The 13,890-nt window shown below is 61.2% G+C and carries 8 protein-coding genes; 2 read left to right on the top strand and 6 right to left on the bottom strand.

The window, feature by feature from the left end; all coding sequences use genetic code 11:
* Positions 1 to 253: 253 nt before the first annotated feature.
* From preA to hydA, 3 genes are all read right to left on the bottom strand, one after another.
* A complete protein-coding gene (preA, locus tag IH404_RS18040) occupies positions 254 to 1,528 on the bottom strand; it encodes an NAD-dependent dihydropyrimidine dehydrogenase subunit PreA (protein ID WP_005789319.1) in 1,275 nt (424 codons plus the stop codon).
* Positions 1,528 to 2,895, bottom strand: coding sequence for an NAD(P)-dependent oxidoreductase (locus IH404_RS18035; RefSeq protein WP_194438640.1), 1,368 nt, complete (start codon positions 2,893 to 2,895; stop codon positions 1,528 to 1,530). The genes preA and IH404_RS18035 overlap by 1 nt, the downstream gene beginning before the upstream one ends.
* An 82-nt stretch (positions 2,896 to 2,977) precedes the next feature.
* Positions 2,978 to 4,417 carry a dihydropyrimidinase gene (gene hydA, locus IH404_RS18030; protein ID WP_005789316.1) on the bottom strand — a complete coding sequence of 480 codons (1,440 nt, stop codon included), beginning with the start codon at positions 4,415 to 4,417 and terminating at the stop codon, positions 2,978 to 2,980.
* Positions 4,418 to 5,010: 593 nt separating this feature from the next.
* Here hydA and IH404_RS18025 point away from each other — a divergent pair.
* On the top strand, positions 5,011 to 6,498 hold the full coding sequence (locus IH404_RS18025) for an NCS1 family nucleobase:cation symporter-1 (RefSeq protein WP_005789314.1): 1,488 nt from the start codon (positions 5,011 to 5,013) through the stop codon (positions 6,496 to 6,498).
* A gap of 153 nt (positions 6,499 to 6,651) precedes the next feature.
* Positions 6,652 to 7,923, top strand: a complete 1,272-nt coding sequence (locus IH404_RS18020) for a Zn-dependent hydrolase (RefSeq protein ID WP_005789312.1) — start codon at positions 6,652 to 6,654, stop codon at positions 7,921 to 7,923.
* A gap of 40 nt (positions 7,924 to 7,963) precedes the next feature.
* On the opposite strand, the gene IH404_RS18015 is transcribed toward IH404_RS18020, so the two are convergent.
* Genes IH404_RS18015 through IH404_RS18005 form a run of 3 tightly spaced genes read right to left on the bottom strand, consistent with a single transcriptional unit; the run spans position 7,964 to position 13,746 of the window.
* Positions 7,964 to 9,382, bottom strand: coding sequence for an efflux transporter outer membrane subunit (locus IH404_RS18015; protein ID WP_194438637.1), 1,419 nt, complete (start codon positions 9,380 to 9,382; stop codon positions 7,964 to 7,966).
* The gene (locus IH404_RS18010; RefSeq protein WP_194438635.1) at positions 9,366 to 10,535 is read right to left on the bottom strand and encodes an efflux RND transporter periplasmic adaptor subunit; all 1,170 of its coding nucleotides are present in this window, start codon (positions 10,533 to 10,535) and stop codon (positions 9,366 to 9,368) included. Before IH404_RS18010 ends, IH404_RS18015 begins: the two co-directional genes overlap by 17 nt.
* Complete coding sequence (locus IH404_RS18005) at positions 10,525 to 13,746, bottom strand: efflux RND transporter permease subunit (protein WP_194438633.1); 3,222 nt, start codon at positions 13,744 to 13,746, stop codon at positions 10,525 to 10,527. Before IH404_RS18005 ends, IH404_RS18010 begins: the two co-directional genes overlap by 11 nt.
* Positions 13,747 to 13,890 lie beyond the last annotated feature (144 nt).

Raw genomic sequence — 13,890 nt, 5'->3', positions numbered from 1 at the left:
AACCAATAGTGGCCGTTACCTAAATAACGGATATGTACTCGATCTGATCCAACATCCTGGTCGGTCCTAAGGCCGCCATTGGGAGCAAGTCGAATCGTCGCACCGCCCCTCCCACAGGGACAGCGCCATACCAGAAGTTGTGTAGATACCCATGCCCATCGCAGGCAAGCCAGCTCCCACATTCGACTGCATTCCTTCAGACAAAATGCGGTCAACTGTGGTAGCTGGCTTGCCTGCGATAGCGGTCTAAAGGCTACACAGCTTCCCGATACGGATTACGCGGATCCTGCGTCCAATTCAAAAATGGCTTGCCGGTGTCCATCGGCACCATCTCGATGCAGTCCGCCACCGGGCAGGTGATCTGGCACAAGTTGCAGCCCACGCACTCATCATCAATCACTTCATACTTATGCGTGCCGTCCGCCTGTTTCAAACTGGCGATCGCCTGGTGTGAAGTGTCCTCACAGGCAATGTGACAACGCCCACAACCGATACACGCCGCCTGATCGATCTTGGCGATCACCTGGTAGTTGATATCCAGGTACTTCCAATCCGTGGTGTTACCCACGGCCCGCCCGGAAAAGTCCTGCAGGCTGGTGTAACCCTGGCTGTCCATCCACCGCGACAGCCCGTCCTTCATCTCGTCCACAATCCTGAAGCCATGCAGCATCGCCGCCGTGCACACCTGCACTGCGCCACAGCCCAGGGCGACGAATTCCGCTGCATCGCGCCAGTTGCCGATACCGCCGATGCCGCAGATCGGCAGGCCCTGGGTCTGCGGGTCACGGGCGATTTCGGCGACCATGTTCAGGGCAATCGGCTTGACCGCCGAACCGCAGTAACCGCCGTGGGTACTCTGGGTGCCGACCACCGGCAGGGCGACCATGCGCTCCAGATCCACGCTGGTGATGGAATTGATGGTGTTGATCAACGACACCGCGTCCGCGCCGCCGCGAGACGCTGCCCGCGCCGCCACGCGTATGTCGGTGATGTTGGGCGTGAGCTTGACGATCACCGGCAGCGAGCAATATGTCTTGCACCAGCGCGTCACCTGTTCCACATACTCCGGCACCTGGCCGACCGCTGCGCCCATGCCACGTTCGGGCATCCCGTGGGGGCAGCCGAAATTCAACTCGATGCCGTCGCAGCCGGTCGCCTCCACCAGGGGCAGGATGTTTTTCCAGGACTCCTCAACACATGGCACCATCAGCGATACGATCAGTGCACGGTCAGGCCAGTCCTTTTTCACCTGGGTGATTTCCCGCAGGTTGATCTCCAGGGAGCGGTCGGTGATCAGTTCGATATTGTTGATGCCCAGCACTTCACGATTCGCCCCGAAATGCGCCGAGTAGCGTGACGACACGTTCACCGCCGCCGGGTCTTCGCCCAGGGTTTTCCACACCACGCCACCCCAGCCGGCTTCGAACGCACGGACCACGTTGTAGGCTTTGTCGGTGGGCGGCGCGGAGGCCAGCCAGAACGGATTGGGGGCTTTGATACCGGCGAATACAATCGAGAGATCGGCCATTACGCAGCCTCCACATTCAGCATGAGTTGGGCGTGCATGGCCTCGGCGGCCAGCTTGCCGTGTTGCACGGCCTGCACGGTGAGGTCCTGGCCAAGGCTGACGCAATCGCCGCCGGCATACACGCCGGGGATACTGGTACGCAGCTGTTCATCGACAAAGATGCGCTCGCCCACGCGGTGCAGTTGCTGGGCCAGCGGGTCGTGCAGTGCGTCGTTGTCAAAGCCTTGGCCGATGGCCTTGAAGATCGCATCGGCGGCCAGTTCGAAGGTTTCCCCCGTCGGTAGCAAGCGACCATTTTCCAGGTGGGTGCGGGCCAGGCGCATACCGCGTACGCGGCCCTGGTCGTCGAGCAACACTTCGTCGGGTTGGGCCCAGGTCAGCAGCCGCACTTGATTGGCCTTGGCAATGTCTTGTTCGTGTTGGGTCGCGCCCATGTCCGCCAGGCCACGGCGGTACACAAGGTTTACCTCGCGGGCACCGAGGCGAGCCATTTGCACGGCCATGTCGATGGCGGTATTGCCTGCGCCGAGCACGATGCAGCGGTCGGCCAGGGGCAGTTGGGTGAGGTCATCGGCCTGGCGCAGCTCGCGGATGTACTCGGTGGCGGCGAGCAGGCCGGGGGCGTCTTCGTGGGCCAGGCCGAGCTGTTTGCTGGTCGCCAGGCCGAGGCCGAGGAACACCGAATCGAATTGCTGGTGCAGTTCGCTCAAGGTCAGGTTTTCGCCCAGGCGCTGGCCGTGGCGGATTTCAATGCCGCCGATTTGCAGAAGGAAATCCAGTTCTTTCTGAGCAAAATCATCCACCAGCTTGTACTTGGCGATCCCATATTCATTCAGGCCGCCTGCTTTCTCCTGCGCTTCGAAAACCACCACGTCATGGCCGTGCAACGCGGCGCGGTGGGCGCAGGCCAACCCCGCCGGCCCGGCGCCGACCACGGCGATGCGCTTACCGGTGGGCGCGGCGCGCTGGAACGGGTGTTCGCTGAAGTGCGCGTTGTCGATGGCGTAGCGTTGTAACAAACCGATCAGCACCGGCGCGCATTCTTCGGCGTTGTTACGCACGCAGGCTTGCTGGCACAGGATCTCCGTGGGGCAAACCCGAGCGCAACTGCCGCCGAGGATGTTGGCCGAGAGGATTTTCTGCGCAGCGCCTTGCACGTTCTCGGTGTGGATATTGCGGATGAACGACGGGATGTCGATCTCGCTGGGGCATGCGTTCACGCACGGCGCGTCGTAACAGTACAGGCAGCGCGAGGCTTCCAGATGCGCTTGCCGGGCGTTGAGCGGCGGTGCCAGGTCGCTGAACTGGCTGGCGAGGGTGGCCGCGTCGTCGCGGGGATGGGGAAGGTGGGTCAGGGTCTGGATCACGGTATTGGCCTCACGGTTATTGAGGTGCTGCCTCTGATGGGCATTGGTTCTTGTGTTGCCTGTGCTGCCCCCGATAGCGGGTTCAGCGGTTCACAGCCACTGGCTTGGAAAGCGCTGCCCGTTTGCTCAACTGCTCGAACACCGACGGATACGCCGGCCGCTCCACATAGCGCCCGGCACCCCGTTCTGCGCGCAGGTCGCCATCGGCCCAGACCAGCTTGCCCTGGCTGATGGTGTGGCTCGGCACGCCGCGCACGGTCTTGCCTTCGAAGATGTTGAAGTCGACCTGCTGGTGGTGAGTCTTGGCCGAAATGGTTCGTGTGCCTTCAGGGTCCCAGAGCACCAGGTCGGCATCCGCACCGACGCGAATCGCGCCTTTACGGGGGTAGAGGTTGAAGATTTTCGCCGTGTTGGTGGAGGTCAGCGCAACGAACGCCTGCATCGACAGGCGCCCCGTGTTGACGCCTTCGTGCCACAGCAGCGCCATGCGGTCTTCGATACCGGCGGTGCCGTTGGGGATCTTGCTGAAGTCGTCACGCCCGGCGGCTTTTTGCTCGGCGCAGAAGCAGCAGTGGTCAGTCGCGGTGGTGTGCAGGTTGCCCGATTGCAGGCCGTGCCACAGGGCCTCCTGATGCCCGCGCGGACGGAACGGCGGGCTCATGACATAGCCGGCGGCGGTCTGCCAATCCGGGTGCTGGTAGACGCTGTCGTCCAGCAGCAAGTGGCCGGCGAGTACTTCACCGTACACCGCCTGGCCCTTGCCCCGAGCGTAGGTGATTTCATCCAGCGCCTCTTTGGTCGACACATGCACCAGGTACAGCGGCGTGCCGATGGTCTCGGCAATTCGTATTGCGCGGCTGGCCGCTTCGCCTTCCACCTGGGACGGGCGCGACAGCGGATGGGCTTCCGGTCCGGTGATGCCCTGGGCCATCAGCTTGCGTTGCAGGTGATACACCAGCTCGCCGTTTTCCGCATGAACGGTAGGCACCGCGCCCAGCTCCAGGCAGCGTTCGAAGCTGGCTACCAAGGTATCGTCGGCAGCCATGATTGCGTTCTTGTAAGCCATGAAATGCTTGAAGCTGTTGATGCCGTGATGGCTGACCAGTTCGGCCATTTCCTCGCGTACCTGCTCGCTCCACCAGGTGATCGCTACATGGAAGCCATAGTCGGATGCGGACTTTTCTGCCCAGCCGCGCCACTGGTGGAAGGCTTCCATCAAGGATTGCTGCGGGTTGGGAATCACAAAGTCGATGATCGACGTGGTACCACCGGCCAGGCCCGCGGCCGTACCACTGAAAAAGTCTTCGCTGGCCACGGTGCCCATGAAGGGCAGTTGCATATGGGTGTGGGGATCGATGCCGCCCGGCATCAAGTATTGGCCGCTGCCATCGAGTATTTCAGTGCCGGCGGGAATATCCAGATCGGTGCCAATGGCCCGAATTAGACCGCCTGCGCATAACACATCGGCGCGGTAACTTTCATCATGGGTAATAACGGTTGCGCCACGGATCAACAGCGACATGTCGAGTTCCTCACAGGCTTGACCGGCTTATGCCAGTTCTAAGTGTTGTAATACTGCCGGTCGATGGAGGGTTAATTCCTGTCATCGGTGACAGGAATAGAAACTAGCCCGAGTTTTTCGATTGGGCAAGAAGATTTTTCTTAAGCTTATAATTAAATTAAGTTACTGAATTAAAAGATAAAAATAACAAAATCACCAAAATGTAGCGATCGCTCACCATTTTGACGCACTTGACAGCTTCTGTTTTTGAGCAACATTTCTTATTGCAAATCAGACGCTTGAGATATGCCTCTTGACGGCACTGAAAAATAAAAATAATTGTGTTGCACCAGATTGAGACCTGACGGTTCTGGCAACTTGCGCAATGGCTGGCCCCAATAGCGCGGCAAGTAACCCAGGCTCACTCGGAAAGCTGATAAACATCAGCACGTTATATAAGTGGTGCGGGTTCAGCAGCCGTTGTCGGCACGGTAATTGAGTGCAAAGGCAATTGGTCGGGGCCCGAGATGTCATGTTGTTTATGCGGTACTCCGGCCTCCTGTACACAGCGTGCAGGTGAGCAAAAATAATTTAAAAAAAACCGTGGAGCGGCCATGCAACAGAACAGATCGCAAGTCATCGAGCGCAACGGCCTGTACGAACTCGACGCCGGCCCCGACGTCCTCGACAGCCCTCGCTACAACCATGACATGGCACCCACCAAGGTGCATGAGCGCACCTGGAACAAATGGCACATCACCGCATTGTGGGTCGGCATGTCGATTTGCGTGCCGACCTACACCCTGGGCGGGGTACTCACCGCGTATTTCGGCTTGTCGGTGGGCGAGGCGCTGATAGCGATCCTGCTGGCCAATATCGTGGTGTTGATCCCGCTGACGCTCAACGCGTTTCCCGGCACCAAGTACGGCATCCCGTTTCCGGTGCTGTTGCGCTCGTCATTCGGCATTCTCGGTTCCAACGTGCCGTGCCTGATTCGCGCGTTGGTGGCCTGCGGCTGGTTTGGTATCCAGACGATGTTTGGCGGGTTGGCGATTCACCTGTTTCTCGGTTCGATTTTCGAGGGTTGGAAGTCGCTGGGTGGTACTGGTGAAGTGATTGGCTTCATGATTTTCTGGTGCCTGAACCTGTGGGTGGTGTTGCGCGGTGCCGAGTCGATCAAGCGCCTGGAAACCCTGTCGGCGCCGTTGTTGGTGGCGGTAGGTATCGGCCTGCTGGTGTGGGCGATGCCGAATGTGTCCCTCAGCGAGCTGATGGCGATCCCACCCAAACGCCCTGAAGGCGCAAGCCTCACCGGCTATTTCATGGCGGGTCTGACCGCGATGGTAGGCTTCTGGGCCACCTTGTCGCTGAACATTCCCGACTTCAGCCGCTACGCCAAGAGCCAGAAAGACCAGATTCTCGGGCAGATCTTCGGCCTGCCGCTGACCATGTTCCTGTTCGCCGCCCTCGGCGTGATCATGACCGCCGCCTCGGTCAAACTGGTGGGCGTCAGCGTCTCCGACCCGGTGACCCTGATCGGCCATATCCAGAGCCCGGTGTGGGTGGCAGTGGCGATGGCGCTGATCATCGTCGCCACCTTGTCCACCAACACCGCGGCGAACATCGTTTCGCCCACCAACGACTTCCAGAACATCGCGCCCAAGCTGATCAACCGCACCACCGCGGTGATCCTGACCGGGCTGGTAGGGCTGGCGCTGATGGCCCATGAGCTGCTGAAAAAGCTTGGGTTGATCGTTTCCGATGTCAGCCTGGAGACCGTCTACTCCAATTGGTTGCTCGGCTATTCGAGCCTGCTGGGCCCGATTGCCGGGATCATGGTGGTGGACTACTTCATCACCCGCAAACAGCAACTGGACCTGGCAGGACTTTACCGTGATGACGTGTACCCGGCGTGGAACTGGAGTGGTTTCATCGCCTTTGGCGTGCCGGTGGTGCTGACCCTGTTGTCGCTGGGCAGCGATGCGTTCAGTTGGTTTTACAGCTATGGCTGGTTTACCGGTTCGGCGTTGGGCGGGGTGTTGTATTACGGGCTCAATGCCAAGCGCGGTATCAACCCGGCCGTAGCCAAATCATCCTTGTGAACGCGGTCAATGTGGGAGGGGCTTGCCCCCGATGGCGGTGTATCAGTCATGCATATATCGACTCGGCCACTGCTGTCGGGAGCAAGTCCCCTCTCACATTGGATCGCGTGCCACCTGTTCCAATCATAAGAAATACAGCCTGAGGAGATCCCCATGAACGCTGCCCTCGACGTTCTGCAATCGACCCATCAGCACATCAACCGCGACCGCCTGTGGCAGTCGCTGATGGACCTGGCCAGGCTCGGCGCCACCCCCAAGGGCGGGGTGTGTCGCCTGGCCCTTACCGACCTTGACCGCAAGGCCCGCGATCTCTTCGTGCAGTGGTGCGAAGAGGCCGGCTGTACCGTGAGCATCGACGGTATCGGCAATATCTTCGCCCGCCGTCCAGGGCGCAACGCGGACCTGCCGCCGGTGATGACCGGCAGCCATATCGATACCCAGCCTACCGGCGGCAAGTTCGACGGTTGCTTCGGTGTACTGGCGGGGGTGGAAGTGTTGCGCACCCTTAACGATCTCAAGATTGAAACCGAGGCGCCGTTGGAAGTGGTGGTGTGGACCAACGAGGAAGGCTCGCGGTTTCCACCCTGCATGATGGGCTCCGGCGTGTTCGCCGAAAAGTTCAGCCTGGCCGATACCCTGGCCAAGGTCGATGCGGACGGCGTCAGCGTCGGCGATGCGTTGAATGCCATCGGCTATGCCGGGACGCGCCCCGAGAGCGGGCATAAGGTTGGCGCCTATTTCGAGGCGCACATCGAGCAAGGGCCGATTCTTGAGGATGAAAAGAAAATCATCGGCGTGGTACTCGGCGCCCTCGGGCAAAAGTGGTTCGACCTCAAACTGCGCGGTGTCGAAGCCCACGCCGGCCCGACGCCGATGCACCTGCGCAAGGATGCCCTGGTGGGCGCGGCGGTGGTGGTGGCGGCGGTGAATGCGGCGGCGCTGGAGCATCAGCCGCACGCCTGTGGCACGGTGGGTTGCCTGCAAGCGTATCCAGGATCGCGCAACGTGATTCCGGGGGAGGTACGCATGACCCTGGATTTCCGTCATTTAGAGCCAGCACGACTGGACTCGATGATTGCCCAGGTGCGCCAGGTGATTGAAGACACCTGTGCCAAACACGGGCTGAGTTACGAGATGGAACCCACCGCCGACTTCCCGCCGCTGTACTTCGACAAAGGTTGCGTCGATGCCGTGCGCGATGCGGCCAATGGCTTGGGGCTGTCGAATATGGACATTGTCAGCGGGGCAGGGCACGACGCAATCTTCGTCGCCGAGCTTGGCCCGGCGGGGATGATCTTCGTACCGTGTGAAGGTGGCATCAGCCATAACGAAATCGAAAATGCCGCGCCGGATGATCTGGCGGCGGGGTGTGCGGTGTTGTTGCGCGCCATGGTGGCAGCCTCGGCCGCCATCGCCAGCGGTTGAAAATGTGGGAGGGGGCTTGCTCCCGATTGCGGTATTGACGTCAGGCGCCAGGTTGCCAGCCACCGCCGAGGGCGGTCAAAAGCCCCACACTTGCCACCAGCTGCCGCGTCTGTACGGCCTGCAATGTGCGCTGCGCCTGTAGCGCCGCCGTTTGTGCGGTGACCACATCCAGATAACTCACCGCCCCCGCCTGATAGCTGTTCATCGCCAACGCCTGGGTATGTTGCGCCGCCTGCGCCGCCGCCTGTTCATCCTGGGCTTGCTGCTGCAAGTCCCTCAGTTGCCCCAGGTTGTCCTCTACCTCTCGTACGGCTTGCAACACATGGCTACGGTATTGCGCCGACGCCTCTTCAAACTCGGCCTTGGCCTGGCGTTCATTGGCACTCAACCGCCCGCCATCAAAGATCGGCAGGTTCACCAACGGCCCCAACGCCCAATAGCGATTGCCAGCTGACAGCAGATTACCGACGCCTTGCGTCTGCCCGCCTATCAACCCGGTCAGGCTGAAATCCGGATACCACGCCGCCTTGGCTACGCCGATATTTGCGTTGGCCGCAAACACCCGGCGTTCAGCCGCGGCGATGTCCGGGCGACGTTGCAGCAAGTGGCTTGGCAACTGCGATGGAATCCTTGGCAAGGCCATCAACTGCGGGCTGGGCGGCAATGAAAAGTCACTGGCCGCCACGCCCACCAACTCGCCGATTGCATGCTCGGTCAGGTTGCGTTGCCCACGCACCTCATCCCGCTGCGCCTTGGCCTCGGCCAGTTGATTTTGCGCGCGGGTCAGGTCCAGTTCCGAGGCAATCTGGCCTTCGTAGCGACTGCGCGTCAGTTGCAGCGCCTGGCTGAAATCCTCCAGCGAGCTGTCGAGTATTCGGCTCTGTGCATCCAGGCCATTGAGTTGCACATATAACGTCGTCAACTGCTGTTGCAGGCTCAGGCGCGCCACCGCCAAGTCATCGCCGGACGCTTGCGCCTGAGCGTCACCGGCCGCGACCTGATTGCGGATCTTGCCCCACAGGTCCAGGTCGTAGCTCAACGAAAACCCGGCAATGTTGCTGTTGTACACCGACGGCTGCGTTGTGCCGCGCAACGGTCTCGCGTCCGATTGCCGTTGGCGCTGCGGCTGTGCGCTGGCGCTGATTTGCGGGAACAGCCCGGCGTGCAACTGGCTGGCATACGCCTGGGAGGCATCGAAGTGCGCCAGTGCCGCAGCCAGGTCCGGGTTGCTGTTGAGCAATTGCTGCTGCAGCTTGTCCAACGTTGGATCGTTATAGAGTTGCCACCACTGGGTCACCAACTGATCGGACGGTTGCGCGCTGTGCCATGGGCCGTCGCTGGTCTGTTCGCGGTAGTGGGCGGGCAGGTCAATCGACGGCGCGGTATAGGTCGGTGCCATCGAGCAACCCTGCAACCCCAGCAGTATCAGCGCCGCGAGCGGTTTAAGCCTTGGGCGCATGGGCACCTCCGGCGGCGTCGGCCAGTTGCACCGGGTCGCCTTCGCGCAAGGCATCGGGCGGGTTGTCGATGATGCGGTCGGTGGCGTTCAAACCCTGGTCGATCACCAGGCGCTCGCCCAGGTCCAGACCGATGTGGATGTCTTGCAGGTGCACATGATTCTGCCCATCCAACACCGCCACTTGCGTACCCTGGGCGCGGAAGATCAAGGCGCTGGCCGGGATGCTCACGCCGTGAGTATCGGCCGGAATCGGCAGGCTGGCTTCGGCGTAGTCGCCCGGTAGCAATTCACCGCTGGGGTTGTCGACGACGAACTGGGCGAGCAGGGTGCCGGAGCGGCGGTCGATGGCGGTGGAGTCACCGATCAGGCGCGCCTTGAAGTGTTCGCCTGGGTGCTCAGGCACCGTCAACTCGGCTTCCAGGCCCGGATGGATCACTGCCGCGTAGTTCTGCGGCACCGGCACATACAGGCGCAGTTGGTGGGTGTCGGCCAGGGTGAACAGCGCCAGATCGCTGTCGGTATCGGCTTTGATCAACTGACCGATATCGGTATGCCGCGCAGTGATGGTGCCAGCGAATGGCGCACGCAGGGTTTTGTAGCCCTCCAATGCTGACAAGCGAGCGTAGTCCGCTGCGGCAGCCTCGGCATTGGCTGTGGTCGCGGCGGCGTTCGAGGTTTTTTCATCGGCTTCCTGACGCGACACTGAATGGCTCGCCAACAGGTGTTGCCAGCGCGTGGCAGTGGTGGCTGCCAGACGTGCATTGGCCTGTTCCTGAATCAGCCGTGCGTGAGTCTGCGCCAGTTGCTGGTCGAGGTCAGGGCTGTCGATTTCGGCGAGGATTTGCCCGGCCTTGACCTGCGTGCCCATATCCACTTTCCAGTCTTTCAGATAGCCGCTGACCCGCGCATGGATCGGCGCTGTGCTCCAGGCTTCCAGGTGCGCCGGCAAGCGCAGCGTATCGCCGGCAGTGTTCTGTTGGGGTTGCAACACCATCACTTGGGGAATGGCCGCCGTTTCGGTCCAGGCAGCGACAGATCGCTCGTGCAGCGTGCGGGCGTGCAAGCCGCTGGCGACCAGCAGGGCAGCGAGGGTCAGGCCGCCGACACCCATCAGCATCAGACGCTTGCGCGAGGGTTTGTGATCAGACGACATGGGGCGTTTCTCCAGCAATTGCGCGAGTAGGGTGACGGCCGTGGACCAGGCTGAAGACCACGGGTACAAACAACAGAGTGGCGATGGTGGCGAAGATCAAACCGCCGATAACGGCGCGACCCAGCGGCGCGTTTTGCTCCTCGGACAGCGCCAGGGGCAACATGCCGATGATCATTGCCAAGGCGGTCATGCACACTGGGCGAAAGCGCGTGTAACCGGCTTCCATGGCAGCTTTCAACGCGTCGCCATGTTCGGCCAGGCGTTCACGGCAGAAGCTCACCACCAGGATCGAGTTGGCGGTGGCCACGCCCATGCACAGGATTGCGCCGGTGAGCGCCGGGACCGATAACGAGGTGCCGCTGAGGAACAGCATCCACACGATCCCCGCCAGTGCGGCCGGTAACGCCGTGATGATCACAAAGGGGTCGGCCCAGGACTGAAAGTTGACCACGATCAGCAAGTAGATCAGCACCACTGCGCCGAGCAGTCCGAAGCTCAAACCACTGAACGCCTCATGCAGCGCATCGATTTGCCCGTGCAGGCTGATGGTCGCGCCTTTGGGACGCATGGATGCAGTGTCGTCCAGCACTTTTTGCACATCACGGGCCACGCCGCCCAGGTCGCGACCTTGTACGTTGGCATACAGGTCCAGGGTCGGTTCGATGTTGTAGTGGGTGACCACCGCCGGGCTTTGTACGCGGGAGATGGTCGCCACGCCCCCGAGGATTTGCGATTGGCCATCGGCACCGGTCACCGGTAGGGCCTCCAGTGATGGCAGGCTGTCGAGACGGTACTGCGGGGTGGCGGCGACGATGGAATAGGACACGCCATTGGCCGGGTTGAGCCAGAAGGTCGGTGCCACCTGGGAGCTGCCGGCCAGGGAGGCGACCATGCTGTTGGTGACGTCTTTTTCGGTAATGCCCAAACCGTTGGCGCGCAGGCGGTCGACATCGACCTGCAAGGAGGGGTAACCGGTGGACTGCTGGATACGCAGGTCGGCAATGCCTGGTACGTGTTGCAAGCGACGTTCGAGTTCTACGGCGTAAGCGCGGTTTTCTGCATCGCTGCGCCCGGAGATTTTCACATCCAGAGGGGCCGGCGCGCCGAAGTTGAGAATCTGGCTGCTGATGTCTGCCGGCAGGAACGCAAAGTGGCTGCCGGGGAAACTTTGCGGCAAGGCTTCACGCAGTTTTTTCACGTAGTCGGCGGTGGGTGCGTGGTGCTTATTCAGGGTGACCTGGATATCGCCATCCTGAGGGCCGATGGTGCCGCTGCTGCTGTAGGCCATGTCGATACCGCTGAGCGGGATGCCGATATTGTCGACGATGGTGTCGAGTTCGTCGGCGGGGATGACCTCGCGAATGCGTGCTTCGATGTGATCGAACGCAGCGGCGCTTTCCTCGATTCGCGTGCCCAGCGGCAAGCGCACATGCAGCGCGAGGGCACCGGCATCGGTGGCCGGGAAAAAGTCCTGGCCCAGGCTTGGCAGCAACGCGAATGAGGCGATTACGCAGGCCAGGAAGCCGACAATGAAGCGCTTGCGCGCCCCCAGCGCCAACGTCAGCAAGCCATGGTAAGTGTCTCGGATATTGGAGAAGTGACGCTCAAAGCCCTGTTGGAAATTCAGCACCGATTGCAGCAGCGCATTGCGCGGTTTCGCGTGTTGCTCACCCTCATGATGGTTGATGAATTGATCTTCGGGATGATGCCCCACGCCTTGCTCCGGCGTATGCGGCTTGAGCAGGAACATCGCCAGCGTCGGCACCAGGGTGCGCGAGAGAATGAACGAACTGGCCATGGCAAAGATCACCGCCAGCGCCATTGGCCGGAACAGATAACCGGCGATGCCTTGCAGCAAAAACATCGGCACAAACACGATGCAGATGCACAGCAGCGAGACAAACGCCGGGCCGACGATTTGCGCGGCACCGTCGAGGATCGCAGTGTTCACCGCCTTGCCTTGTTCCAGGTGCCAGTTGATGTTTTCGATGGTCACTGTGGCGTCGTCCACCAGAATCCCCACCGCCAACGCCAGCCCGCCGAGAGTCATCACGTTGAGGGTTTGCCCGCTGACCGCCAGCAGCGCGATGGCCGAGAGCACTGCCAGCGGAATCGATGCGGCGATGATCAAGGTCGAGCGCCAACTGCCGAGAAACAACAGGATCATCGCACTGGTGAGCAGCGCGGCGATGATGCCTTCCTGGGCTACGCTGCCCACCGATTGCTTGACGAACACCGAGGCATCACCCAGCAGCGAGGTTTTCAGTGAAGGCGGCAGGGTTTCGTTGATGCGTGGCAGCATCTGGCGGATGCCGTCGATGATCGACAGGGTAGAGATGCTGCCGTTCTTCAACGCCGGCATCAGCACCGCGCGATGGCCGTCGACGCGCACGATGTTGGTTTGCGGCGGCGAACCGTCGCGCACATGGGCGACCTGGCCGATGGTGATGATTGCGCCGTCGACTGTCTTGATCGGCAGGTCATTGAGTTCATCGATGGCCTTGGGGCTGTTGTTGAGCAGGATCGTGTATTCGTTGGAGCCCAGCTTGGCGGTGCCTACCGGGATGATCTGGTTCTGCAAGGCCAGGGCATTGCCGACGTCCTGGGCCGACAAGCCCTTGGCAGCCAGGGCCTGGGGGTCGAGGTCGAGGGTGATCTGACGCTGCTTGCCGCCCATCGGCGTGGGCATGGCCAGGCCGGGCAGCGCGCTCAGGGGCAGGCGGATATTGTTCTGCACCAGGTCGCGGATCCTGGCTTCCGAAAGGCTCGGGCTGGAGAAGGCCATCTGCAGGATCGGTACCGTGGAGGCGCTGTAGTTGAGGATCAGCGGCGGTGTGATGCCAGGTGGCATCTGCTTGAGCACGGTTTGCGACACCGCCGTGACCTGGGCGTTGGCGGTGCGGATATCGACGCCGGGCTGGAAGAAGATCTTGACGATGCCCATGCCGGGCAATGATTGCGATTCGATATGTTCGATATCGTTGACGGTGGTGCTCAAGGAGCGTTCATAGGTGTAGATCACCCGGCCGGCCATGGCGTCCGGGGACAGGCCGTTGTACTGCCAGACCACCGCGACCACGGGTATGCCGATATCGGGAAACACATCAGTGGGCGTACGCAGGGCCGCCATGGGCCCGATGATGCAGATGAATATAGCCAACACGATAAACGTGTACGGCTTTTGCAGTGCGGTCTTTACCAGCCCGAGCATGCGTGAGTCTCCGAGAAGAGCAGGATTGCAAACCCCGGCAGTCTTGCCCGACCCACCTAACACGCACCTTTCAGCCAGGTGAAGGAAGATTTAGGTAATGGCTGAAGATCGTTTCATTTGTATTCATTTGTTCCGCAAACGCGG

This window comes from Pseudomonas sp. OST1909, from assembly GCF_015277575.1.
Classification (GTDB): domain Bacteria; phylum Pseudomonadota; class Gammaproteobacteria; order Pseudomonadales; family Pseudomonadaceae; genus Aquipseudomonas; species Aquipseudomonas synxantha_A.
This window is presented reverse-complemented; position numbering and strand designations above follow the sequence as displayed.

Bases quoted from the DNA above. Each gene is read 5' to 3' on its own strand.
- preA (WP_005789319.1), bottom strand. From the start codon at position 1,528: ATGGCCGATCTCTCGATTGTATTCGCCGGTATCAAAGCCCCCAATCCG.
- hydA (WP_005789316.1), bottom strand. From the start codon at position 4,417: ATGTCGCTGTTGATCCGTGGCGCAACCGTTATTACCCATGATGAAAGT.
- IH404_RS18025 (WP_005789314.1), top strand. From the start codon at position 5,011: ATGCAACAGAACAGATCGCAAGTCATCGAGCGCAACGGCCTGTACGAA.
- IH404_RS18020 (WP_005789312.1), top strand. From the start codon at position 6,652: ATGAACGCTGCCCTCGACGTTCTGCAATCGACCCATCAGCACATCAAC.
- IH404_RS18015 (WP_194438637.1), bottom strand. From the start codon at position 9,382: ATGCGCCCAAGGCTTAAACCGCTCGCGGCGCTGATACTGCTGGGGTTG.
- IH404_RS18010 (WP_194438635.1), bottom strand. From the start codon at position 10,535: ATGTCGTCTGATCACAAACCCTCGCGCAAGCGTCTGATGCTGATGGGT.
- IH404_RS18005 (WP_194438633.1), bottom strand. From the start codon at position 13,746: ATGCTCGGGCTGGTAAAGACCGCACTGCAAAAGCCGTACACGTTTATC.